This window comes from Pantoea sp. MHSD4 (assembly GCF_021043305.1).
In the GTDB taxonomy this organism is placed as follows: domain Bacteria; phylum Pseudomonadota; class Gammaproteobacteria; order Enterobacterales; family Enterobacteriaceae; genus Pantoea; species Pantoea eucalypti.
Map to the genome: position 1 here is coordinate 904,887 of NZ_JAJNDH010000001.1, position 24,120 is coordinate 929,006.

Annotated in this window: 22 protein-coding genes, 2 tRNA genes and 2 other RNA genes; 12 read left to right on the forward strand and 14 right to left on the reverse strand. The window is 52.5% G+C overall.

Annotation, left to right across the window (positions count from 1 at the left end; genetic code table 11):
- Positions 1 to 197: 197 nt before the first annotated feature.
- The gene (locus LQK91_RS04150; RefSeq protein WP_003852738.1) at positions 198 to 1,472 is read right to left on the reverse strand and encodes a YeaH/YhbH family protein; all 1,275 of its coding nucleotides are present in this window, start codon (positions 1,470 to 1,472) and stop codon (positions 198 to 200) included.
- An 85-nt stretch (positions 1,473 to 1,557) separates the two neighbouring features.
- The gene (gene yeaG, locus LQK91_RS04155; protein ID WP_003852739.1) at positions 1,558 to 3,492 is read right to left on the reverse strand and encodes a protein kinase YeaG; all 1,935 of its coding nucleotides are present in this window, start codon (positions 3,490 to 3,492) and stop codon (positions 1,558 to 1,560) included.
- 420 nt (positions 3,493 to 3,912) lie between these two features.
- Here yeaG and LQK91_RS04160 point away from each other — a divergent pair, with 420 nt between their 5' ends.
- Together LQK91_RS04160 and LQK91_RS04165 are read left to right on the forward strand one after the other, a co-directional pair.
- Complete coding sequence (locus LQK91_RS04160) at positions 3,913 to 4,662, forward strand: MipA/OmpV family protein (protein ID WP_003852740.1); 750 nt, start codon at positions 3,913 to 3,915, stop codon at positions 4,660 to 4,662.
- Positions 4,663 to 4,743: 81 nt separating this feature from the next.
- Positions 4,744 to 5,595: an aldo/keto reductase gene (locus LQK91_RS04165; RefSeq protein WP_105099123.1), complete on the forward strand. Its 852-nt coding sequence runs from the start codon at positions 4,744 to 4,746 to the stop codon at positions 5,593 to 5,595.
- On the opposite strand, the gene LQK91_RS04170 is transcribed toward LQK91_RS04165, so the two are convergent.
- A complete protein-coding gene (locus LQK91_RS04170) occupies positions 5,592 to 6,491 on the reverse strand; it encodes a D-hexose-6-phosphate mutarotase (RefSeq protein WP_003852745.1) in 900 nt (299 codons plus the stop codon). The two genes, LQK91_RS04165 and LQK91_RS04170, sit on opposite strands and share 4 nt — an antisense overlap.
- Before the next feature lie 73 nt (positions 6,492 to 6,564).
- Positions 6,565 to 7,563 (reverse strand): glyceraldehyde-3-phosphate dehydrogenase, encoded by a 999-nt coding sequence (gapA, locus tag LQK91_RS04175; RefSeq protein WP_003852747.1) that lies wholly within the window; start codon positions 7,561 to 7,563, stop codon positions 6,565 to 6,567.
- 341 nt (positions 7,564 to 7,904) lie between these two features.
- On the opposite strand from gapA, the gene msrB reads away from it, so the two are divergent.
- Together msrB and LQK91_RS04185 are read left to right on the forward strand one after the other, a co-directional pair.
- Positions 7,905 to 8,315 carry a peptide-methionine (R)-S-oxide reductase MsrB gene (gene msrB, locus LQK91_RS04180; protein ID WP_003852748.1) on the forward strand — a complete coding sequence of 137 codons (411 nt, stop codon included), beginning with the start codon at positions 7,905 to 7,907 and terminating at the stop codon, positions 8,313 to 8,315.
- 5 nt (positions 8,316 to 8,320) lie between these two features.
- Complete coding sequence (locus LQK91_RS04185; protein ID WP_003852750.1) at positions 8,321 to 8,602, forward strand: YeaC family protein; 282 nt, start codon at positions 8,321 to 8,323, stop codon at positions 8,600 to 8,602.
- 39 nt (positions 8,603 to 8,641) lie between these two features.
- On the opposite strand, the gene pncA is transcribed toward LQK91_RS04185, so the two are convergent.
- From pncA to sppA, 3 genes are all read right to left on the reverse strand, one after another.
- The gene (pncA, locus tag LQK91_RS04190; protein WP_003852752.1) at positions 8,642 to 9,250 is read right to left on the reverse strand and encodes a bifunctional nicotinamidase/pyrazinamidase; all 609 of its coding nucleotides are present in this window, start codon (positions 9,248 to 9,250) and stop codon (positions 8,642 to 8,644) included.
- A 16-nt stretch (positions 9,251 to 9,266) separates the two neighbouring features.
- Entirely contained in the window at positions 9,267 to 10,280 is a 1,014-nt protein-coding gene (gene ansA, locus LQK91_RS04195) for an asparaginase (RefSeq protein ID WP_008925303.1), read from the reverse strand.
- An 85-nt stretch (positions 10,281 to 10,365) separates the two neighbouring features.
- Entirely contained in the window at positions 10,366 to 12,228 is a 1,863-nt protein-coding gene (gene sppA / locus LQK91_RS04200; protein WP_105099124.1) for a signal peptide peptidase SppA, read from the reverse strand.
- A 173-nt stretch (positions 12,229 to 12,401) separates the two neighbouring features.
- Between sppA and LQK91_RS04205 the strand changes: the two genes are divergently transcribed.
- From LQK91_RS04205 to LQK91_RS04215, 3 genes are all read left to right on the forward strand, one after another.
- A complete protein-coding gene (locus LQK91_RS04205; protein ID WP_008925301.1) occupies positions 12,402 to 12,953 on the forward strand; it encodes an NAD(P)H nitroreductase in 552 nt (183 codons plus the stop codon).
- 191 nt (positions 12,954 to 13,144) lie between these two features.
- Entirely contained in the window at positions 13,145 to 15,061 is a 1,917-nt protein-coding gene (locus LQK91_RS04210; RefSeq protein ID WP_105099125.1) for a DNA topoisomerase III, read from the forward strand.
- Positions 15,058 to 15,369 (forward strand): DUF1496 domain-containing protein, encoded by a 312-nt coding sequence (locus tag LQK91_RS04215; protein ID WP_008925299.1) that lies wholly within the window; start codon positions 15,058 to 15,060, stop codon positions 15,367 to 15,369. The genes LQK91_RS04210 and LQK91_RS04215 overlap by 4 nt, the downstream gene beginning before the upstream one ends.
- 33 nt (positions 15,370 to 15,402) lie before the next feature.
- Here the strand turns inward: LQK91_RS04215 and xthA are convergent, their stop codons facing one another.
- The 7 genes from xthA to LQK91_RS04250 all read right to left on the reverse strand — a co-directional run bounded on the left by xthA (position 15,403) and on the right by LQK91_RS04250 (position 18,483).
- The gene (xthA, locus tag LQK91_RS04220) at positions 15,403 to 16,209 is read right to left on the reverse strand and encodes an exodeoxyribonuclease III (RefSeq protein WP_105099282.1); all 807 of its coding nucleotides are present in this window, start codon (positions 16,207 to 16,209) and stop codon (positions 15,403 to 15,405) included.
- 222 nt (positions 16,210 to 16,431) lie between these two features.
- Positions 16,432 to 16,559, reverse strand: a non-coding RNA gene (locus LQK91_RS04225) — RtT sRNA.
- 41 nt (positions 16,560 to 16,600) lie between these two features.
- Positions 16,601 to 16,728, reverse strand: a non-coding RNA gene (locus LQK91_RS04230) — RtT sRNA.
- Positions 16,729 to 16,769: 41 nt separating this feature from the next.
- Positions 16,770 to 16,854, reverse strand: a tRNA-Tyr gene (locus LQK91_RS04235).
- A gap of 40 nt (positions 16,855 to 16,894) precedes the next feature.
- Positions 16,895 to 16,979: transfer RNA gene (locus LQK91_RS04240), tRNA-Tyr, on the reverse strand.
- 144 nt (positions 16,980 to 17,123) lie between these two features.
- Positions 17,124 to 17,972 carry a formyltetrahydrofolate deformylase gene (gene purU, locus LQK91_RS04245; protein ID WP_003852258.1) on the reverse strand — a complete coding sequence of 283 codons (849 nt, stop codon included), beginning with the start codon at positions 17,970 to 17,972 and terminating at the stop codon, positions 17,124 to 17,126.
- Positions 17,973 to 18,027: 55 nt separating this feature from the next.
- Complete coding sequence (locus tag LQK91_RS04250; protein WP_071591703.1) at positions 18,028 to 18,483, reverse strand: YchJ family protein; 456 nt, start codon at positions 18,481 to 18,483, stop codon at positions 18,028 to 18,030.
- 96 nt (positions 18,484 to 18,579) lie between these two features.
- Between LQK91_RS04250 and rssA the strand changes: the two genes are divergently transcribed.
- The 5 genes from rssA to LQK91_RS04275 all read left to right on the forward strand — a co-directional run bounded on the left by rssA (position 18,580) and on the right by LQK91_RS04275 (position 24,088).
- A complete protein-coding gene (rssA, locus tag LQK91_RS04255) occupies positions 18,580 to 19,485 on the forward strand; it encodes a patatin-like phospholipase RssA (protein WP_003852252.1) in 906 nt (301 codons plus the stop codon).
- Between the two features lie 99 nt (positions 19,486 to 19,584).
- Positions 19,585 to 20,601: a two-component system response regulator RssB gene (gene rssB / locus LQK91_RS04260; RefSeq protein ID WP_003852251.1), complete on the forward strand. Its 1,017-nt coding sequence runs from the start codon at positions 19,585 to 19,587 to the stop codon at positions 20,599 to 20,601.
- 193 nt (positions 20,602 to 20,794) lie between these two features.
- Positions 20,795 to 21,703: a UTP--glucose-1-phosphate uridylyltransferase GalU gene (gene galU / locus LQK91_RS04265; RefSeq protein WP_008925296.1), complete on the forward strand. Its 909-nt coding sequence runs from the start codon at positions 20,795 to 20,797 to the stop codon at positions 21,701 to 21,703.
- Between the two features lie 22 nt (positions 21,704 to 21,725).
- Complete coding sequence (locus tag LQK91_RS04270) at positions 21,726 to 23,066, forward strand: UDP-glucose dehydrogenase family protein (protein WP_003852248.1); 1,341 nt, start codon at positions 21,726 to 21,728, stop codon at positions 23,064 to 23,066.
- A gap of 14 nt (positions 23,067 to 23,080) precedes the next feature.
- Positions 23,081 to 24,088: an NAD-dependent epimerase gene (locus LQK91_RS04275; RefSeq protein WP_105099126.1), complete on the forward strand. Its 1,008-nt coding sequence runs from the start codon at positions 23,081 to 23,083 to the stop codon at positions 24,086 to 24,088.
- Positions 24,089 to 24,120 lie beyond the last annotated feature (32 nt).

Here is a 24,120-nt window from a genome sequence, read left to right on the forward strand (position 1 = left end):
CCATGCTATCTCTGAAAGATAATGTTTTATCAAGGAGTTGTCATTGTGAAAATGATCATTATACCAATTGCTGAAGAGGGTATGGAATCAGATTAATGTGAAGAATGAGGGGGTTGGCAGGCAAGCGGGAGAAAACAGACTGTTTTAGCAGGTTATTCGGCAGATAAAAAAAGCCGGTGATTAACCGGCCTGGTGGGTCAGGCTTCCGTTGCCTGTTTATGAAACAGCGATCGGAACACCGGATAGATATCTTCCGGTTCGCGAATATGTTCAATGGCAAAGTTATCGAATGTTGCCTGCAGATGCTCATACTCACGCCACAGCGTCTGATGCGCACGGCGGGTGATTTCGATATAACTGTAATAACGCACGACCGGCAGAATATGCTTCGCCAGAATCTCATGACAGAGCGGTGAATCGTCAGCCCAGTTGTCACCGTCCGATGCCTGCGCCGCGTAGATATTCCACTGCGCCGGGTCATAGCGTTCTTTTACGACTTCATCCATCAGTTTCAGTGCACTGGACACGATGGTGCCGCCCGTCTCCTGAGAGTAGAAGAACTCCTGTTCGTCCACCTCTTTGGCCTGCGTGTGATGACGGATATAAACCACATCAACGTTCTTGTAGGTGCGGCTCAGGAACAGGTAAAGCAGGATATAGAAGCGTTTCGCCATATCCTTGGTGGCCTGATCCATCGAACCTGAGACATCCATCAGACAGAACATGACCGCCTGGCTGGAAGGCTCCGGGCGTTTCTCAAAGTTTTTGTAGCGCAGATCGAAGGTGTCGATAAAGGGCACCCGTTCGATGCGCGCCCGCAATTCAGCGATCTCTTTGCGTAGCCGCTCCTCCTCCAGCAACTGAGCAGGTTCAGTTTTCTCAATCTCCTGCAGCGTCTCTTCCAGTTCATGCAGCATACGGCGTTTCCCTGCCGTCATTGCGGTACGACGCGCCAGTGAGTTCTGCAGCGAACGCACGACGCTGATATTGGCTGGTACGCCGTTAGAGGTGAAACCGGCACGGTGAGTCTTATATTCATTAAGCTGACGATGCTGGTTGCGGCGCAGATTAGGCAGGGCAAGGTCTTCAAACAGCAGGTCAAGGTACTCATCCTTCGAGATCTGAAAGACAAACTCATCCTGTCCTTCACCATCCTGACTGGCATTACCCTGTCCGCTGCCACCGCCGCCGCCGCCCTGTGGACGCTCAACACGGTCATTCTGCACAAAATGGTCGTTACCCGGATGGACCCGATGACGATTTCCGCCGCGTCCCTGATGGAAAATCGGCTCATTGATGTCGTCAATAGGTATAGAGACGGACTCGCCGCTGCTGACGTCGGTCACCGAGCGTTTATTGATGGCCTCGGAGATCGACTGCTTAATTTGCGACTTATAACGGCGAAGAAAGCGCTGGCGGTTAACCGCGCTCTTGTTCTTACCGTTAAGCCGGCGATCGATGAAATAGGCCATGGTATTCCCCCAAACTACATTGTAAGCAGGTCGGGCGCACCCGACCCTGTCAGACCGGTATCACTTACCGGCAAGCTTACCTCTATCAGGACGATTTACGCACACGCAGATACCATTCACACAGCAGGCGAACCTGTTTGCGGGTATAGCCTTTTTCCATCATGCGATCGACAAAATCATCATGTTTTTTCTGCTCATCGGTAGAGGTCTTGGTATTGAACGAAATCACCGGCAGTAACTCCTCGGTATTCGAGAACATTTTCTTCTCAATTACCGTGCGTAACTTCTCGTAACTGGTCCAGTTTGGATTGCGACCATTATTATGTGCTCTGGCGCGCAGCACAAAATTGACGATCTCATTACGGAAGTCTTTCGGGTTACTGATGCCAGCGGGTTTCTCAATTTTCTCCAGTTCCGCATTGAGCGATTCACGATCAAACAGCTGTCCGGTATCGGGATCGCGATACTCCTGATCCTGAATCCAGAAGTCAGCATAAGTGACATAGCGGTCAAAGATGTTCTGACCATACTCAGAGTAGGACTCCAGATAAGCAGTCTGAATCTCTTTGCCGATAAACTCAGCGTATTTAGGAATCAGATAGCCTTTAAGATGTTCAAGGTATTTCTCTGCCTGATCCTGTGGAAACTGCTCACGTTCAATCTGCTGCTCCAGCACATAGAACAGATGAACCGGGTTGGCGGCCACTTCAGCGTGGTCGAAGTTAAACACCCGTGACAGGATTTTAAAGGCAAAGCGGGTCGAGAGACCGTTCATCCCCTCATCCACACCGGCGTAGTCGTGATACTCCTGCCAGGACTTCGCTTTAGGGTCGGTATCTTTGAGGCTTTCACCATCGTACACCCGCATTTTGGAATAGATACTGGAGTTCTCAGGATCTTTCAGGCGCGACAGGATAGAGAAGCGTGCCAGCGTTTCCAGCGTGCCAGGTGCGCAGGGCGAGGTCGCCAGCTCACTGTGGTTTAGCAACTTGTCGTAGATTTTGATCTCTTCAGAGACCCGCAGGCAATAGGGCACCTTGACGATATAGACACGGTCAAGGAACGCCTCATTATTCTTGTTGTTACGGAACGTCACCCATTCAGATTCGTTGGAGTGCGCCAGAATAATGCCGTTGAACGGCAGGGCCGAAATGCCTTCGGTACCGTTATAGTTCCCTTCCTGCGTCGCCGTCAGTAACGGATGCAGCACTTTAATCGGCGCTTTAAACATCTCGACGAACTCCATGATGCCCTGGTTCGCGCGGCAGAGGGCACCGGAGTAGCCGTAGGCATCGGGATCGTTTTGCGCATGGTTTTCCAGTTTACGGATATCCACTTTACCCACCAGCGCAGAGATATCCTGGTTGTTCTCATCGCCGGGTTCAGTTTTAGCAATCGCCAGCTGTTCCAGAATCGACGGCCAGACTTTAACGACTTTGAAGCGTGAAATATCACCACCAAAATCGTGCAGACGTTTAGCGGCCCATGGCGACATAATCGTGCCGAGGTAGCGGCGTGGTACGCCATACTCTTTTTCAAGAATGTGCGCATCTTCCTGCGGATTGAACAGGCAAAGAGGGTGGTCATTTACCGGACTGCGTTCGCCGTCAGCACTGAGCACATAAATAGGCACCCGCTGCATCAGCGACTTAAGCCGTTCCGCCAGTGAGGATTTACCGCCACCGACCGGCCCCAGCAAATAGAGGATCTGTTTTTTCTCTTCCAGTCCCTGAGCGGCATGTTTCAGGTAGGAGACGATCTGTTCAATCGCTTCCTCCATGCCGTAAAACTCCTCGAACGCTGGATAGCGTCCCATCACACGGTTGGAGAATATTCTGGAAAGGCGTGGCTCCTGAGCAGTGTCGACCATTACCGGCTCTCCGATAGCCATTAACAGTCGCTCTGCAGCGTTGGCGTATGCACTGCGATCCTGCTTACAGATAGCAAGAAATTCCTGCAGTGTGAACTCTTCGTCCTTGGCAGCTTCATAACGCTGACGATAGTGATCGAATATATTCATAGCGATGCCCGTCCTTTCGTTTTTAGCACAGGTAAGGAGCACAATTAATGACTTGTAGCAGCTCCCGGAAGATATTCTCTGTTGAGTACAGCAACCCTTATGCCAACCTGATCTTTTTTATCGGGATACACAACGTTTGTGGTTACTCTGCTCGGTCAAATTCTATACTGTTACTTCTAACTGTAGATGGCTTCGAGGAAATTTCCTCCACGGGTTTAGGTGAATGAGGGGGAGATCAAGAGTATTTCAGGTTTGTCGTGAGATGAGTTCATATGGGTGATGCTTTAACTTAACGTGTTTTTAACCTTAAATGCCACTTTGATTGGTGAGTAACTTAAAGGAATTCGATATAAGTTAATGCAGCCGTAAAAAAACGTTAGACTTCCTGTTTGATTGTTATATTTATGGAATGAATAAATTGTGAACCAATTCAAATTTAAGACGCTTGTTGCACTTCTGCCGTGTTATTTACTGAGCTCGCAGGCCTTTGCCGCACCGCTTTCTCTTGGTGCGTCGGTACTCTATGCCCAGTCACCTTATCGCGGCGGTCAGGATCGCTATATCCCCCTTCCGGTGATCAACTATGAGGGTGAAGACTTCTGGTTCCGCAGCCTGCAGGGTGGCTACTATCTGTGGAAAGATCCCCAGAACCAGCTGTCGCTGACGCTGCTGGGTTCACCGCAGGAGTACAAACCCAGTGAGAATGACCTGGGCGACATGAAAGGGCTGGATAAACGCCGTATGACGCTGATGGGTGGCGCAACGTATCGTCACGTTGCTGACTGGGGTATCGTCCGTACTTCATTACTGGGCGATGTGCTGAACAACAGCAACGGGATGATGTGGGATTTAACCTACCTTTATCGCTTTGAGATGGGCGACTTCAGTCTTACTCCGGGCATTGGTGCTATCTGGAACAGCGCCAATCAAAACCGTTACTACTACGGTGTATCCGGCCATGAAAGCGCCCGGACCGGTATCAGTCGCTATACGCCGGATGACAGCTGGTCCCCTTACGTTGAGCTGAATGCCAGCTATCAGATTTCTCCGCAGTGGAATGCCAGCCTCACAGGACGCTACACGCGCTTTGACAGCGAAATCAAAGACAGCCCGATGATTGATAAAAGCGGGCAGGCGTTAATCTGGACAGGTATCAGCTACACCTTCTGATAACGCTTCATTCGCACCAAAAGAGGGCATTTATGGCCCTCTGTTCTTTTACAGGGCCCCGAAAGGGGGCGGGAGAGCAGAATGCGCAACACGATTAACTTTGCTGACTTCAACAATCTGCCGGTCATTGGCCAGGGCACCTGGTACATGGGCGAGAATCCGGCGCAGCGTTCCGCTGAAATCGCTGCACTGCAGGCAGGTCTTGAATGTGGTTTGCAATTGATTGATACCGCCGAAATGTACGCAGACGGCGGAGCCGAAGAGGTGGTCGGGCAGGCCATGCTGGGGCGTCGCGACAAGGCGCTGCTGGTATCAAAAGTCTATCCGTGGAATGCAGGCGAAGTGGATGCTATTGAAGCCTGTGAGCGCAGCCTGCGCCGTCTGCAGACCGATTATCTTGACCTTTACCTGTTGCACTGGCGCGGTAATGTTCCACTGGAAGAGACCCTGCGCGCCATGGAACGCCTGCAGCAGCAGGGCAAGATCCGTCACTGGGGCGTCTCGAATTTTGACACAGACGATATGGCAGAACTGTGGGATGAACCGGAAGGGAATCAGTGTACGACCAATCAGGTGCTCTATCATCTGGCGTCACGCGGTATTGAATTTGATCTGTTGCCGGCATGTCAGCAGCGTGAGATGCCGATAATGGCCTACTGTCCGCTGGCACAGGCAGGACGGCTGCGTGACTCACTCTTTACCGACCCGGTACTGACGCAGATTGCACAGCAGAAGGGCATCAGCGTCGCGCAGCTTCTGCTGGCCTGGGTCATTCGTCAACCTGGGGTGATTGCCATTCCCAAAGCCAGCTCAGTCGTTCACGTTCAGGAAAATGCTGCGGCACTGGAGGTCGTCCTGACCGATGAAGAGTTGCAGCTCATCGATCGTGCCTGGCCAGCACCACAGCATAAGTTACCGCTGGATATCGTTTAGCCGCTGACCTTGTCGCCCGCTGCGGCTTTCTTCTTCAGGCGGAAAGTCGTGGCCAGGCGTGCTGGCTTCTCACCTGCGCTGCGTAACGGTTTACTGATGCGCGCCGTCTCCACGCAGACCATGGTTTTATAACCCTCATTCGCCATGTCCGACATGCTGCAGGAGAGTTCCACACCTGGATTCCACGTGACAACGTCACTGTGGTGATGGTGATAAACCTCAATCTGCCGTTGATCCGCCGTATCATTGATCACCGAGCAATCTTCTGCGGCGGTAAAGATACGGTCAATGCGTCCCGGATAACGTTGCTTGCCGTCGCTGCTGCCAGCCTCGCCGTTATTCACCTTGTCGATAAAACTATTGCCCAGACCGGAAACCTCAACGCCGTTGATGTCGCTGACGGTGAAGTAGCTGTGCAGCGCTGCTGTCGCTTCGAAGTCACCGTAGGCTTCAAGTTCGATCTCACAATGCTGGCCCAGGCGGAAGCGGGCAATCAGGGTAAACTCATGCGGCCAGAGCTTCAGCGTCTGTGCATTGCTCTCCAGCACCAGCGTCAGCATCACGCCATCTTCATTCTCATCATGCGCAGTCAGCTTCCACGGCTGAATCCGGGCAAAACCGTGTGCCGGTTCGCCTGCCGGACCAAACCACGGCCAGCAGATGGGGACACCGCCACGAATTGCTTTGCCTGGTGAGAAGAGACTCTTATCGCTCAGCCAGAGCACCGGCTTCTCACCGCTTGGCTGCCAGGCGATCAGGTGCGCGCCCTGCAGGGTGATCGCAGCCCGAACCTTAGGGTGACTGATGACAATCGCCGGGAGTTCACCTACCTGACGCTGGGTGAGGTAAGGGGAAATCTGATTAACCACCGGCAGAGTAAACAGCTTATCTTGCATGTTCGCTTCCTTCCTGTACGGATAAAAAAAGGGCGACCGAAGTCGCCCTTATTCTCAATGCTGTCTGGCTGCCTTATTTAGCAGAAACCAGTGCAATCAGGTCGAGAACTTTGTTTGAGTAGCCAGTTTCGTTGTCGTACCAGGAAACCAGTTTCACAAAGTTGTCGTTCAGCGCGATACCGGCTTTAGCGTCAAACACTGAAGTCAGGATTTCGCCGTTGAAGTCGGTAGAAACCACGTCATCTTCAACATAGCCCAGAACGTCTTTCATTTCGCCTTCTGCAGCTGCTTTGATTGCAGCACAGATTTCTTTGTAAGACGCCGCTTTTTCCAGACGCACGGTCAGGTCAACAACGGAAACGTTAGGGGTAGGTACGCGGAATGCCATACCGGTCAGTTTGCCGTTCAGCTCTGGCAGAACTTTACCAACAGCTTTCGCTGCGCCAGTTGATGAAGGGATGATGTTCTGCGATGCGCCGCGGCCGCCGCGCCAGTCTTTGTGAGATGGACCATCAACGGTTTTCTGGGTTGCAGTGGTCGCGTGAACAGTGGTCATCAGACCTTCAACGATGCCGAACTTGTCGTTGATCACTTTGGCCAGTGGTGCCAGGCAGTTGGTGGTACAGGAAGCGTTAGAAACGATATCCTGGCCATCATATTTGTCGAAGTTTGCACCACGAACAAACATTGGGGTGTCATCTTTAGATGGACCGGTCAGAACGACTTTCTTAGCACCCGCGGTGATGTGTTTACGTGCGGTTTCGTCGGTCAGGAAGATACCGGTTGCTTCAGCAACAACGTCAACGCCCACTTCATCCCACTTCAGGTTCGCTGGATCACGTTCAGCAGTAACACGGATTTTTTTACCGTTAACCACCAGTGCGCCATCCTGAACTTCTACGGTGCCGTCGAAACGACCGTGAGTAGAGTCATACTTCAGCATGTACGCCATGTAATCCGCGTCCAGCAGGTCGTTGATAGCAACGATTTCGATGTCAGAACGCTTTTGAGCAGCACGGAAAACGATGCGACCGATACGGCCGAAACCATTGATACCTACTTTGATAGTCATATATTCCACCAGCTATTGGTTAGTGAATAAAAGTTGCCTGTAAAATTACAAAAACCTTACCAGGCGTCAAGCGGAATCGTGTCAATTGTTGCGACAGGTCAATTCGCCTGAAAGGAATTATTCGATGCGCAACCGCTTGCGCGCCGCTCATCATATAGCGCTTCGTCGATTCAATCGCCGAATATATAGGGATGCCCGAAACAAAAGGTGATCGAAGTCACAAATCCGCTTAGCAGCAGACGGGCTGAAAGGGTGAGCACAAAAAAAGACCCGGGTTATGTTGATCATTTGTTAGAATAATAGTCGAATTTTTCAGAATGGCACTTCCCCGGAATCTTAAAATGGCTAAAGACACCGCAACCGACGCAAAAATCGCCGAGCTGACAGAGATGCAGCGTTATGTGACACAGCAGCGCGGAACGGAACCGCCTTACAGCGGCGCACTGCTCCACAACAAGCAGGAAGGGATCTACCACTGCCTGGTCTGTGAGGCGCCACTCTTTCTCTCTGAGACCAAGTATGATTCTGGCTGTGGCTGGCCCAGTTTTTATCAGCCAGTAAGTGATGATGCGATTCGTTACATCGAAGATAATTCACATGGCATGCAGCGTGTTGAGATCCGCTGTGGCAGTTGTGATGCGCATCTGGGGCACGTCTTCCCCGATGGCCCGCAACCGACTGGCGAACGCTACTGTGTTAACTCCGCCTCATTGAATTTTACCGACGAGCAGGGTGAACAGACCAAAGGGTAACGGCAATGAAGGAACAACTTGAAGCAATGCTTGCGTCAATGACACCTGAAGTTTATCAGCGGCTGGCGACGGCGGTTGAGATTGGTAAGTGGCCGGATGGTGTGGCGCTGACTCAGGAGCAGCGTGACAACTGCCTGCAACTGGTAATGATGTGGCAGGCAAGGCACAACGACGCGCCACAGCATATGACCATCGGTAAAGGTGGCGAGATGGTGATGAAGTCGAAAAAAGAACTGAAAGAAGAGTTCGGCATCGACCCGGATGTAACACGGATTCATCTGCACTAATCTGCACGAAATAGAGCTGGCGTCGAGCCAGCTCTATCTTTAAATCAAAATAGCGCCCTGAGCGGTCATCTGTGCGAAGGCGATCTCACTGTCCTCTGGATTCAGATTCACTCCGCGGCAACCCTCTTTGACCACCTCAACGTGATACCCCAGCTCCAGCGCATCCAGTACGCTATATTTCACGCAGTAGTCCGTCGCCAGCCCCAGCATCACCAGATGGGTAATGCCACGCTCACGCAGCCAGCTGTCCAGTTCGGTTTTACGGCGATGACCGTTGTCAAAAAAGGCGCTGTAGCTGTCGACATCATGATCTTCGCCTTTGTGGAATGTCGCATCAAACAGCGAGCGATCCAGACCGGGATGAAAATCTGCGCCCGCTGAGCCCTGAATACCGTGATCGGGCCACCAGATCTGCGCCAGACCATTTAATTCGCCCAGGGTGTAAACCGGTTCGCCTGAGATCGAGGCAAAACTGCCGTGATCGGCCGGGTGCCAGTCCTGCAGGGCCAGAACGCACTCACCGTTTTCACGGAACATGCGTGCGTAACGATTTGCCACCTCGACAGTGTGATCACCCTCATGAACGGCCATTGGGCCGCCTGGGCAAAAATCGTTCTGGATATCAATAATGATGAGTGCCCGCTTCATTATTTGTCGCTCCGTTTCAGTCTTCAGTCAGTTCACCGCGCAGATTCTGCTGCATTCTTGCACGGATTTGATCGGCCGACAGATCCTGGCTGAGTAAAAAGTGTAATTTGGTCAATGCTGCTTCTACAGTGAGGTCGAATCCGCTGATTACGCCAGCATGTTCCAGTGCATTGCCGGTAGCGTATCCGCCCATATTCACTTTGCCAGAAATACACTGAGTGAGGTTCACCACCACGATGCCGCGCTCGCTGGCCTGCTGCAGTTCAGCAAGGAATTCTTTGTTTTGCGGTGCGTTACCCACGCCGTAAGAACGCAGGATCAACGCTTTCACCGGCTGACGCAGGAAGTTGCGCACAACGTCTGCTGAAATCCCAGGATAGATGGTGACCACACCAATAGGCTGAGGCGTAATCGTGTGGACCCTGAGCTCGCCCTGACCGGACGGGGCGGGTGGCGTATTGAGGCGGCGAATATGAATGCCCGCTTCCAGCAGCGCAGAAAGGTTTGGCGAAGCAAAGGCATTAAAGCCGTCAGCGTGGGCCTTGGTCGTACGGTTGCCGCGATAAAGGGTGTTATTAAAAAACAGTGATACTTCGCTGATCGGATAGTTAGCCGCGACATAAAGCGAATTTAACAGATTTTGCTGGCCATCTGAGCGCAGCTCAGCCAGTGGAATCTGCGACCCGGTCACAATTACCGGCTTAGCCAGATTCTCCAGCATAAAAGAGAGGGCTGAAGCGGTAAACGCCATGGTGTCCGTGCCATGCAAAATCACAAAACCATCGTAGCGATCGTAATTTTGGCGAATATCTTCGGCAATAGACTGCCAGTCTTCCGGTGTCATGTCGGAAGAGTCGATAAGCGGCTGATATTCGTGAATAGTGAAATCAGGCATCTCAGGGCGGTGGAACTCAGGCATGTTTGCCAGCTGCTGCTGCAGGTGTCCGGAGACCGGAATATAGCCCTGCGCCGAGCGTTGCATACCGATTGTCCCGCCAGTGTAGGCTACATAGATATTTTTCTTTTGCATCAGAGAACTCAGACTCGCCATAAAACGCGCAGTATAAGGGGAATAGCGGGGAAAAGCAGCCCGACCAGCGGCCGGGCTGAGAGGTTTATCGCACTTCGCCGCAGTTCAGGCAGAAGGCGTAACGGTTCTGAGGATCGTTTTGCTTATCAAACAGACCCGGCTGGGCTTTCATGGCACTTATCACATCCAGCATCGGCGCTGGCAGCCAGGCTTTCAGCGTATCCGGCAATACTGCCTGCACAGACGCGTTCATCTGGCTCAGCATCATATCCAGGAAGCTCGGGTCATCCTGATACCAGCTCAGCATAGGTTTATCGACTTTCGCCAGCTCGCCTGCTTTCTTCACGGCATCATCAAAGTCACCCAGCGCATCAACCAGACCATTGGCTTTTGCATCGCTGCCGGTCCAGACGTGGCCCTGGGCAATGGCATCAATCTGCTCTGGTGTTTTGTGACGCGACTTCGCCACCAGACCCACAAAGTTGCGGTAGCCATTTTCGATGGTCAGCTGCATCATCTGCTGAACTTCGGCTGGCAACGCTTTGGTGGTAGAGATATCCGCCAGCGGGGAGGTCGCGACACCATCTGTGTGCACGCCAATGCTGTCCAGACTGTTCTCCAGCGTATTGATCACGCCAAAGATACCAATCGAGCCGGTTAGCGTGCTCGGGTTCGCCACGATGTAGCTGGCGGGTGTTGAGATCCAGTAACCACCGGATGCCGCCATACCGCCCATTGAAACCACAATCGGCTTGCCCGCGGCCTGAGCCGCTGCCAGCTCTTCACGAATGGCTTCAGAAGCCGTGACGCTGCCGCCCGGGCTGTTTACCCGCAGAATGATCGCTTTGATTTTCGGATCAAGACGCGCATCGCGAATCTGAGCTGCCGTGGTGTCGCCACCGACGTTGCCCGGCGTCTCTTCGCCATCCATGATGGCTCCGCTGGCCATGACGACGGCGATGTTGCCATCCTGCTGAGAACCAGCCGGTTTCACGCTGTAGTCATAAATGCTGACGCTGCGATAATCATTGCTCTGCTTATCCAGACCAAAGGTCTTTATCAGTTCTTCATCCGCTGCTGCACGGGAACCCAGCGTATCAACCAGCTTATTGTCCAGTGCATATTGCGCGGTATCGCCTTTCACCGCGTTCAATCCGGCAATGATTGCCGCTGCGCCCGGGAAGAGTTGCTCAGGCGTAATCTGACGATTGGCCGCCACGGTGTTCAGGTAATTCTGCCACAGCTGACCGACCCAGCGGCTGTCAGCATCCCGTGCAGCAGGGGACATATCGTCACGCAGGAACGGTTCTACCGCGGATTTATAAGTCCCGACACGGAAAACGTGTGAGGTGACTTTCAGCTTATCCAGCAGCGTTTTGTAGTAAAGCCCGTTGGTGGCGAAACCATGCAGATCCACGCCGCCCTGCGGCGACAGATAGATTTTAGTGGCGTAGCTGGCAAGGTAGTACTGCGCCTGGCTGTAGCTGTCGCCCAGTGCATAAATCGGCTTACCGCTGTCACGGAATTCCCGTAATGCTTTTCCGACATATTGCAGAGAAGGCTGATCACCGCCGGCAAATTCGCGTAAATCCAGCACGATGCCTTTAATGTTGCTGTCGCCTTTTGCCTGGCGAATCGCGTCGACCACATCAAACAGCGAATTTTCCTGTAAACGGTCACTGCTGGCACCCAGCAGCTGGCGGCCGATTTTACTCAGACGATTGCTCACTGAGGGTTTATCCACCAGTACGCCGCTGAGATCGACTTTCAGTGCGCCTTGCTGAACCGGCGCTGAACTGCCGCCCGATCCGCTGACCTGCAGCCAGATCCCTGCACACACCACAATCAACAAAATCAGGAAAATATTCAGAATAAATTCCCTGATAAAATTCAATACCCGCCAGCTCCAGCGGAACAGACCTGCAATTATTCGCCACAATGTGCGCATCAGACTCTCCATAAATATGTAGCAGGAAGTGGCCGCCGCGCGGACCAGACTTCCCCGACGAGCTCATCCTAAAGAGCGGCGTGTTAAAAGTCAGCAGGAAATCACTGTGCACTGTTACAAAAAATCTGCCTGTGCCAGGATAACGGCCACATTACAGAGATCGGGAGAGAAACATGGACGCACTTGAATTACTGGTCAACCGACGTTCGGCCTCACGCCTGACCGAGCCGGCACCGGCAGGTGACGCGCTGGAAAACATTCTGCGGGCTGGCATGCGCGCACCGGATCATGGGACGCTGCAGCCCTGGCGTTTTATCATTGTAGAAAATGAGGGACGCGACCGGATGAGCCAGCTGCTGGAGAAAGCAGCCCGCGATAATCAGCTGGATGAAAAGGCGATTAACAAAGCGAGCCAGGCACCGTTTCGCGCGCCGATGATCATCACGGTAGTGGCGCATTGTGAAGAGCACCATAAAGTGCCGCGCTGGGAACAGATCGCCTCGGCAAGCTGTGCCGTGATGGCGATGCAGATGGCGGCCGTGGCCCAGGGCTTCAACGGTATCTGGCGCAGTGGAGCCTGGACCGATGACGAGCAGGTACGCCAGGCCTTTGGCTGCCGCGAGCAGGATGCTATCGTCGGCTTTCTCTATCTGGGCACCCCGCAACTGAAATCCAGCACTACTGTGCTCCCGCCAGACACTGCGCCTTTCGTCCGTTACTTCTGATTGTCTGCGGGTTCGGGCAGGGTGCTCTTCAGCCCTGCCTTTTGCACGGTTCCTGTGCGAACGATCGCTAACACCGCGTATCACGCTTACGCCAGAAGAGCAGCCAGGCTAACATAGCCCGCGAGATGCAAACCGACAGCGAATAACCGGTTATCAACGTGTTCCCCTGATGTTAAGGATTACCTGATTCAATGCGTTTGTTTATTGCGGAAAAACCGAGCCTTGGGCGTGCTATCGCGGATGTATTACCGAAACCGCATCGACGCGGTGATGGCTTCATTGCCTGCGGCAACGATCAGATCGTCACCTGGTGCGTAGGCCATCTTCTGGAGCAGGCACAACCCGACAGTTATGACAGCCGTTATGCGCGCTGGTCGCTGGCCGATCTGCCGATCATTCCGGAAAAGTGGCAGCTTAAACCTCGTCCCTCGGTCGCGAAGCAGCTGAAAGTGGTTGAGGGATTGCTGGCGCAGGCGAGCGAAGTGGTGCATGCCGGTGACCCGGATCGGGAAGGGCAGTTGCTGGTGGATGAGGTACTCGATTACCTGAATCTGCCACCAGAAAAACGTAAAAACGTGCAGCGCTGCCTGATCAACGATCTCAATCCTCAGGCGGTGGACCGGGCGGTAAACCGCCTGCGTGAGAATCGCGAGTTTATCCCGTTATGCGTTTCCGCGCTGGCCCGCGCGCGTGCTGACTGGCTCTACGGTATTAACATGACCCGTGCCTGGACACTTCTCGGGCGTAATGCGGGCTATGACGGTGTGCTGTCGGTTGGCCGCGTACAGACGCCGGTGCTGGGGCTGGTCGTCCGGCGCGATGAAGAGATCGAAAACTTCGTGCCGAAAGATTACTTCGAAGTGAAGGCCCATATTATCACGCCTGATGGCACTCAGTTTATCGCCAGCTGGATCCCCAGCGAAGCCTGTGAGCCGTGGCAGGATGAAGAAGGCCGTCTGCTCAAGCGTGCGCTGGCCGATCATGTGGTGGCGCGCATTACCGGCCAGCCTGCAACCGTCACCGCTTACAGTGATAAGCGTGAAAATGAGGTGGCTCCGCTGCCATTCTCCCTCTCCAGCCTGCAAATTGAAGCGGCTAAACGCTACGGGCTGAGTGCGCAGACGGTGCTGGATACCTGCCAGCGGCTCTATGAAACGCATAAACTGATTACCTATCCCCGCTCAGACAGCCGCTACCTGCCGGAAGAGCATTTTGCCGGTAGACATGCGGTATTAAAGGCGATACAAGCCCATCAGTCGCAGCTGATCCCGCCCGGAGACTTCGATGCCGATCGCAGAAACCGCTGCTGGGACGATAAAAAAGTGGATGCCCACCACGCCATTATCCCCACGGCGCGTTCCAGCGCGGTTAAGCTCAGTGAAAACGAGCAGAATATTTATGAGCTGGTGGCGCGCCAGTATCTGATGCAGTTCTGCCCCGATTCCGTGTTCCGCAAATGCGTCATCGACCTTGATATTGCGGGCGGAAAATTCGTGGCGAAAGCGCGTTTTCTTGCAGAAGCAGGCTGGCGCGCGCTGCTGGGCAGTAAAGAGCGGGATGAAGAGAATGATGGTATGCCGCTGCCGGTGGTGGCAAAAGGGGATGAGCTTCTGTGCGAGCGGGGCGAGGTGCTGGCGAAGCAGACACAACCGCCGCGCCCGTTTACCGATGCCACCATTCTTTCCGCCATGACCGGTATTGCCCGTTTTGTCCAGGATAAAGAATTAAAGAAAGTGCTGCGTGCGACCGATGGTTTAGGAACGGAAGCCACACGCGCCGGCATTATCGAATTACTGTTTCGTCGTGGCTTCCTGGTGAAGAAGGGCCGTTACATCAATTCGACTGATGCCGGACGTGCCCTGATTCACTCGTTGCCCGATCTGGCTGCCCGCCCGGATATGACCGCGCAGTGGGAATCGACACTGACGCGTATCAGTGAAAAGGCCTGCCGCTATGATGAGTTCATGCAGCCGCTGGTGCAGACCTTAACGACGCTTATCCAGCAGGCGCGACAGCAGCCTGCGGCGCATGCATTTCGGGGATTACCGTCCACCGGACAGAAACGTCCGGTGCGCAAAACCAGGCGTAAAGTGAAGGAGACGGAATGAGGCGTTATTCAGTATTACTGGTCATCGCCCTGACGCTGGCGACCAGCGCAGCGCAGGCGAACAGTCGTTATCAGTCGATGCCACCACAGGGTAACAGCGGTGGGAATACTGACGTGGTAGTAGATATCCCCCCCGAAGCCTGGACGCAGGCTGAGCGACGTCAGCCAGACTGTCTTCGCTGCTGTATCTTTGAGAACCGTAATTATACGGAAGGTGCGGTGGTGAAATCAGAGGGTGTGTTACTGCAATGCACCCGTGATGAACACTCCATTGGCACCAACAACCTGCTCTGGAAGATCGTCAAATAGCCGTCGCGTGGCGCTCTGCCACGCGACCGTCAGTTAAAAGCGGAAGGTTGACCAGATGGGTGCATGGTCAGAAGGTTTCTCCATGCTCCGGATAGCATAATCAATGCCGGTCTCGACGCAGTGTGACGCCAGGTTTTTACTTACCAGCACCAGATCAATACGTAACCCGCGATTATCATCAAACCCTTTCGAACGGTAATCGAACCATGAGAAACGGTCCGCCACTTCCGGATTGTGCTCACGCCAGGTATCAACCAGTCCCCAGCTCAGCAGGCGATCCATCCATTCGCGCTCTTCCGGCAGGAATGAGCATTTGCCGGTGCGCAGCCAGCGCTTACGGTTATCCTCACCAATACCAATATCCAAATCGGTGCTGCTGATATTCATGTCGCCCATAATCAGAACCGGCTTATCAGCAGGCAGATCGTCGGTCAGCAGACGTTGCAGATCGCGGTAGAATTTCTCTTTAGCCGGAAATTTTGTGGGATGGTCACGACTTTCTCCCTGTGGGAAATAGCCGTTAATTACGGTGATATCGCCAATCGGGCTGGGAATTTCCGCGACGATCAGACGGCGCTGGGATTCTTCGTCATCATCCGGAAATCCCCGACTGACCGACACGGGCTGAGCTTTGGTGAGCAATGCCACGCCATAATGGCCTTTCTGTCCATGATAGAAGACGTGATAACCGAGCTTTGACACCTCTTCCAGCGGGAACATGTCATCATGAACTTTGGTTTCCTGCAGACCGATCACATCGGGCTGATGCTGTTCGACAAGCGCCTGAAGCTGGTGCGGGCGGGCGCGCAACCCATTGATGTTAAATGAAACAAATTTCATGAGATCGACCATTGTTCAGCAAGTGATAGCCGGAGATGGTAACGATTTTTATGCATAAAGTCATGGCAGAACAGGGGAAGATTGGTCGAAAGCGGGTAAGGAATTATCGGGTAGCGCAGAAGCGCGATGCTGCACACGAACCTTAATCGAATGTTCTCATCCCTCTCCCCGCAGAACAGGAAGCTTGGGTAGTTTTTTGGGATTCGTGTGCGATTTGCAGAATGGTGGTGGGAGAAGGATTATTCGGCGCGTTGCGCCTCACCCTGCGGGCCGCGCTGAAGCGCGTTGTCTCGCGATGCTCGACACGAACCTTAATCGAAGGTTCTCATCCCTCTCCCCGCAGAACAGGAAGCTTGGGTAGTTTTTTGGGATTCATGTGCGATATGCAGAATGGTGGTGGGAGAAGGATTATTCGGCGCGTTGCGCCTCACCCTGCGGGCCGCGCTGAAGCGCGTTGTCTCGCAATGCTCGACACGAACCTTGATCGAAGGTTCTCATCCCTCTCCCCGCAGAAAAGGAAGCTTGGGTAGTTTTTTGGGATTCGTGTGCGATATGCAGGATGGTGGTGGGAGAAGGATTCGAACCTTCGAAGTCTGTGACGGCAGATTTACAGTCTGCTCCCTTTGGCCGCTCGGGAATCCCACCAGGGATATATTGACGTGGCTTAAGATGTTTCAGATTCAGATGGTGGTGGGAGAAGGATTCGAACCTTCGAAGTCTGTGACGGCAGATTTACAGTCTGCTCCCTTTGGCCGCTCGGGAATCCCACCATGGCCTGAATCTTTCTCTCTTAAAGCGGGGCGCATCATACCAAATGCGATAAAGGTGTAAAGCGCCCACTGGCAAAACAACATCTGTTTGCCCACTTTTTACGCGTAGCGCTGAATCTGCAGACAATTCAGCACGCTGGCTGATTAAAGAATAATCGTGCGATTGCCATAAACGAAGACGCGCTGCCCCAGAACTTTGTAGAGTGCGTTGCTCAGAACATTCTTTTCTACGTCGCGACCGGCGCGCATCATCTCATCAGCGGTGTAGCTGTGATCGACGTTGATCACATCCTGCATGATGATGGGGCCTTCATCGAGATTGTCATTCACATAGTGCGCGGTGGCACCGATGATCTTCACGCCACGCTCATAAGCCTGGTGATAAGGGCGGGCACCGATAAAGGCGGGCAGGAACGAGTGGTGAATATTGATGATCTGGTTCGGATAACGCTGCACAAAAGCAGGCGTCAGGACACGCATATATTTTGCCAGCACCACGTAGTCGGGCTGATAGCGATCAATCTCTTCCACCATGCGGTTATCGTGCTCTTCCCGCGTCAGACCCTCATGACTCACCAGCACAAAGGGAATATCGAAACGCTCAACCAGCGAACGCAGCGTATCGTGATTACCGACGACTGCCGCGATCTCCATATCCAGGCCGCCAAAGGCGCTCTTCATTAACAGGTCGCCCAGGCAGTGCGCTTCTTTGGTGACCAGAATCACTACGCGACGACGACCGGCGCTGTGCAGTTCACGCACTGAACCCTGTGGCAGAGCGCTGTCGAGATCGGCGAGCAGGGTGTTGTCGTTGAAAATCCCTTCCAGCTCGGTGCGCATGAAAAAACGCCCGGTGCGATGATCAACAAACTCATTGTTCTGCACGATATTGAGTTCGTGCTTGTAACAAATATTGGTGATTTTGGCGATCAGACCTTTTGCATCGGGACAAATGGTTCGTAAAACTTTTCTTTGCATGGTTTGCGCTTGCATCTCAATCAGAGTCCTGTCAAAGCATTAGGGGTAAACCGCTGGGGCAGCCATCAGCTTAACCACAACATTTTTTGTATTTTTTGCCACTGCCACATGGGCAGGGATCGTTACGCCCCACGGGCGGTGCTGTACCGTCAACATAGTACCAGCGTTGATCCTCGCGAAGAAAGCGTGAACACTCATGAATGGCATGAATGTTGTCGTTCTCGCGGTATCGCGCAAAAAAGGTGACGAAAGCTTCGTTCTCATGGCTTCCATGATTACAACGGGTTACATTCAGGCTAAGCCAAACGGTACCCGGGAAACTTTCAGATAAAAGCCCTGACAGGCCGGGATGGCGTTTATCAGGATGCCAGGTCGCAACCAGATACTCCGCATTATGCTGAACATAAGCGCAATAACGGGATCGCATAAGTTGTTCAGCTGTAAAAGGAATTTGGTTGCCCTGCAGAAAGGGCTCGCAACATACGCTATACTGCTCTCCGCTACAACATGGGCAGGTTTCTGACACATTATCTCCAGAGAATGATGAGTCGATTTCACAGGCGCGCTATGTTAGCTGACCCCACGTTGTGACGCTACGTATTGACGGCAGGACCAGATACAAATGAGAAAAGTAAAAATTGGATTGGCTCTGGGGTCTGGAGCGGCCAAAGGATGGGCACACATTGGTGTGATCAACGCCCTGGAGCGCGCTGGCATTGAGATTGACGTTGTTGCAGGTTGCTCAGTCGGCGCACTGGTTGGGTCTGCCTATGTGAATAATCGTTTGCCGTTGATGCAGAAATGGGTCAGTGCATTCCGCTACTGGGATGTTATTCGTCTGATGGATGTCTCGTGGCAGCGTGGCGGACTTTTACGCGGCGAGCGGGTTTTCAACCATGTTCGTCAGCTTATCCCTAACGATGCGATTGAGCAGTGCCATAAACCTTTTGGCGTGGTGGCGACCAACCTCAGTACCGGTCGTGAACTCTGGCTCACTGAGGGCGATTTACATCAGGCCGTGCGTGCATCCTGTAGTATGCCAGGTTTATTACCACCAGTGGGCTACAATGGGTATTGGCTGGTAGATGGTGCCGTGGTCAATCCGGTGCCAGTCTCACTGACGCGAGCCCTGGGCGCAGACATTGTTATTGCCGTTGATTTACAGCATGACGCGCATTTAATGCAACAGGATCTCTTTTCCGTTACGCCTCAGAACAGCGAAGAAGAAGCCGCAGCAGCGGCATTGAGTTGGGGTGGGAAACTGCGACAGCGCCTGGTGAATTTCACCCAGCGCCGTGCATCTCAGTCGCCTGGCGCGATGGAGATTATGTCCACCTCAATCCAGGTGCTGGAGAATCGCCTGAAGATGAACCGTATGGCAGGCGATCCACCCGACGTTTTAATACAGCCGGTCTGTCCGCAAATTTCGACGCTGGACTTTCATCGTGCTGAAGAGGCTATCGAGGCAGGCAGGGCGGCCGTAGAGAAGAAAATGGATGAACTATTACCACTGGTCCGTGGCAGATAATGAAGTTGTTCATTCAAAGCGGTGACTTCGGGCAATTCTGAAAGGCGCAACTGCGTTTTATGAACCACTATTGAAATATCTGGTACGCAGGGGGAAAGAATGGAAAAACCACTACTCGGCAAAAAGATACTCATTGTCGAAGATGAGGCTGTTTTCCGTTCGTTGCTGGACCAATTTTTGTTATCGATGGGTGCTGTGACGTTACAAGCGGAAGACGGTCTGGAAGCAATTACACAACTACAACAGCATACTGTCGACCTGATTATCTGCGATCTGGAAATGCCTCGCATGAGCGGCATCCAGTTTGTTGAGCATATTCGCACCCGTGGCAATGTGGTGCCGATTTTAATCATTTCGGCCACTGAAAACATGTCTGATATCGCTCACGTACTGCGTCTTGGGGTGCAGGATGTGCTGCTGAAACCGCTGAAAAACTTTGAACGCTTCCGTGAAGCGGTCTATGAGTGTCTCTATCCCTCTATGTTCACCTCGAAAGTGGAAGAGGATGAGCAACTGTTCCAGGACTGGGATGCGCTGGTTCGCGATCCCAAAGCGGCTGCCAAGCTGCTTAAGCAACTCCAGCCTCCGGTACAACAGACGATTGCCAACTGTCGGGTTAACTACCGCCAGCTGACAATGGCTGAGCAGCCCGGACTGGTGCTTGATATCGCGGCGCTCTCCGATAAAGATCTGGCATTTTACTGTCTGGACGTCACGCGCGCCGGTGACAATGGCGTGCTGGCGGCGTTGCTGTTGCGGGCTCTGTTCAATGGTCTGTTACAGGAGCAGCTGACCGGACAAAAACAGCGCCTGCCAGAGCTTAATGGATTGCTCAGACAGGTTAATCTGTTACTCCGTCAGGCAAATCTCAGCGGTCAGTTCCCGTTGCTGGTTGGTTACTATCACCGCGGTTTAAAAAACTTGATCCTGGTTTCCGCCGGATTAAACGCCACACTTCATGTTCATACCCATCAGATTCAGCTCAGCAATGGCGTCCCTCTTGGCACTATGGGCAGCACCCATCTGAACCAAATCAGTCAGCGTGCTGATAACTGGCAATGCCATGTGTGGGGCGCGGGCGGGCGCATCCGGCTGATGCTGTCGACCGAAGAATAAGGGCTAAAAAACGAAAGATTCTGGTGCTGAGGACAGGGCCAGAGTTTAGCTTTACAGTTGGGTAATAGTCTTAATTTCGACGGTTTCATGCCTTCCAGGATAAATCCGTTCGATACTAGCTGATATACTCATTTCCGAATTTAAACCGACATATCAAGTATTAACTTGAACGGCCTATGAGAGAGGTATCTTAATGTCTGCCAATAATACCAAAGTAAAAAAAGCGGTAATCCCGGTAGCGGGTTTGGGCACGCGTATGCTCCCGGCTACCAAAGCGATTCCAAAAGAGATGTTACCGCTGGTTGATAAGCCGTTAATCCAGTATGTCGTTAACGAGTGTATCGCTGCTGGCATCAATGAAATTGTGCTGGTAACGCATTCATCAAAAAATGCCATCGAAAACCACTTTGATACCAGCTTCGAACTGGAATCCATGCTGGAAAAACGTGTTAAGCGTCAGCTGCTGGACGAAATCCAGTCAATCTGCCCGCCACACGTTACCATCATGCAGGTTCGTCAGGGCATTGCCAAAGGTCTGGGTCACGCAGTGATGTGTGCACACCCACTGATCGGTGATGAGCCATTTGCCGTTATCCTGCCAGACGTCATCATCGACGAATACGAATCCAATCCAACCAAAGATAACCTGGCAGAAATGCTGAGCCGTTATGAAGAGTCTGGCCGCAGCCAGATCATGGTTGAGCCGGTTGCCGATGTGACCGCTTATGGTGTTGTTGATTGCCAGGGCGCAGAACTGAACCCAGGCGACAGCGCGCCGATGGTCGGTGTGGTTGAGAAGCCTAAAGCGTCAGAATCACCTTCTAACCTGGCTGTAGTCGGTCGTTATGTTCTCTCTTCAGAGATCTGGCCACTGCTGGCGAAAACCCCTCCAGGTGCAGGCGGTGAAGTTCAGCTCACTGACTCCATTGCCATGCTGATGGAAAAAGAGACTGTCGAAGCTTACCACCTGAAAGGCGTGAGCCATGATTGCGGTAACAAGCTGGGCTACATGCAGGCTTTCGTTGAGTACGGTGTTCGTCATCCGGTATTGGGCAAAGATTTTTCTGAATGGCTCGATGGCGCAGTTGGCAACAAAAAGTAATTCATAAACACAGGATAACTCGATGAAAGTCACTGTATTTGGTATCGGCTATGTCGGTCTGGTTCAGGCTGCGGTGTTAGCCGAAGTCGGACATGACGTTCTCTGCATTGATGTCGACGAAAACAAAGTCGAAAATCTGAAAAAAGGCATCATTCCTATTTTCGAACCAGGTTTAACGCCGCTGGTAATGTCCAATTACGAAGCGGGTCGTCTGAAGTTCAGCACTGATGCTGAGCTGGGCGTAAACCATGGTGTTATGCAGTTTATTGCAGTCGGTACTCCACCGGATGAAGACGGCTCTGCCGATCTGAAATATGTGACCGCCGTAGCGCGCACCATTGCGCAGCATATGAACGATCACAAAGTGGTTATCGACAAATCAACCGTTCCGGTTGGCACAGCAGACAAAGTTCGTGCGGTAATGACGGAAGCGCTGAAAGCGCGTGATGCCAACATCACATTTGATGTGGTTTCAAACCCGGAATTCCTGAAAGAGGGTGCTGCAGTTAATGACTGCATGCGTCCGGAGCGTATCGTTGTCGGTACTGACAACGACGACGTGGTAGAGCTGTTACGTGAGCTTTATGAGCCGTTTAACCGCAACCACGATCGCATGATCATGATGGATATCCGCAGCGCAGAGCTGACTAAGTATGCCGCTAACTGCATGCTGGCAACCAAAATCAGCTTTATGAACGAGATGTCTAACCTGGCTGAACGTTTAGGTGCGGATATTGAAAAAGTACGCCAGGGCATCGGTTCAGATCCCCGCATTGGCTACCACTTTATCTACCCTGGCTGTGGCTACGGCGGCTCCTGCTTCCCGAAAGATGTGCAGGCGTTGATCCGTACCGCGGAGTCTATTGGCTATCAGCCACGTCTGTTACAGGCCGTGGAAGATGTGAATGACAACCAGAAAAATAAACTGCCTACCTTCATTAAGCGTCATTTTGGCGACGATCTGAAAGGTAAAACGTTTGCACTCTGGGGTCTGTCATTCAAGCCTAATACGGACGACATGCGTGAAGCCTCAAGCCGTGTGCTGATGGAAACGCTGTGGGAAGCGGGCGCTTCTGTTCAGGCGTTTGACCCTGAAGCAATGGACGAAGCGCAGCGTATCTATGGTCACCGCAGCGATCTGAAGCTGATGGGGACCAAAGAAGCAGCCCTGCAGGGTGCAGACGGTCTGGTCATCTGTACGGAGTGGCAAAACTTCCGTGCGCCTGACTTCGACATTATCAAAAATGCGCTGAAAGAAGCCGTGATTTTTGATGGTCGTAACCTGTATGATCCAGAGCGTATCAGCAAACGCGGTTTCGTTTATTATGCAATCGGCCGCGGAGCGTCTATTCAAACTGCATAATTAACGAGGGATTTATGAACTTTCTGGTCACCGGCGCCGCAGGCTTTATTGGTTTTCATGTTAGTCAGCGTCTGCTGGCCGCCGGTCACCAGGTTGTCGGTATCGACAACCTGAATGATTATTATGACGTAAATCTCAAGCATGCCCGTCTCAATTTAATTAAAGCCAACCCAGGTTTTACCTTTATTGAGATGGACCTGGCGGACCGTGATGCAATGGCATCACTGTTCGGCCAGAACAGGTTCCAGCGCGTTATTCACCTTGGCGCTCAGGCTGGTGTCAGGTATTCCATCGAAAACCCTCATGCCTACGCAGACGCTAATCTGATCGGTCACCTCAATATCCTTGAAGGCTGCCGTCATCATAAAATTGAACATCTGCTCTATGCTTCATCCAGTTCAGTTTATGGTCTGAACCGCAAGATGCCGTTCTCAACGGAAGACAGCGTTGATCATCCGGTATCATTATATGCGGCGACCAAAAAAGCCAATGAGCTCATGTCGCATACTTACTCGCATCTTTATCAGTTGCCGACAACCGGATTGCGCTTCTTTACCGTCTATGGGCCGTGGGGCCGCCCGGATATGGCATTATTCAAATTCACGCGCGCAATGATTGCCGGTGAAGCGATAGATGTTTATAACCAGGGCCAGATGAAACGCGACTTTACCTATATTGACGATATTGCTGAAGCGATTGTTCGGCTGCAGGATGTTATACCTCATAAGGATGATCACTGGACCGTTGAAACCGGTTCACCCGCAACCAGTTCAGCCCCATATCGTGTTTATAACATTGGTAATAGTCAGCCTGTTACGTTGATGAGCTATATCGAAGCGATTGAGAAAGCACTGGGTATTACTGCGAATAAAAATCTGATGCCGATGCAACCCGGTGATGTACTGGAAACCAGTGCGGATACAAGCGCGTTGTTTGAGGCCATTGGTTTTAAACCGCAGACCGGTGTTGAAGAGGGCGTTAAAAAATTCGTTGACTGGTATCGGGATTTTTACAGCGTCTGATTTAAAGAAAAAAGGAAGCGTCTGCTTCCTTT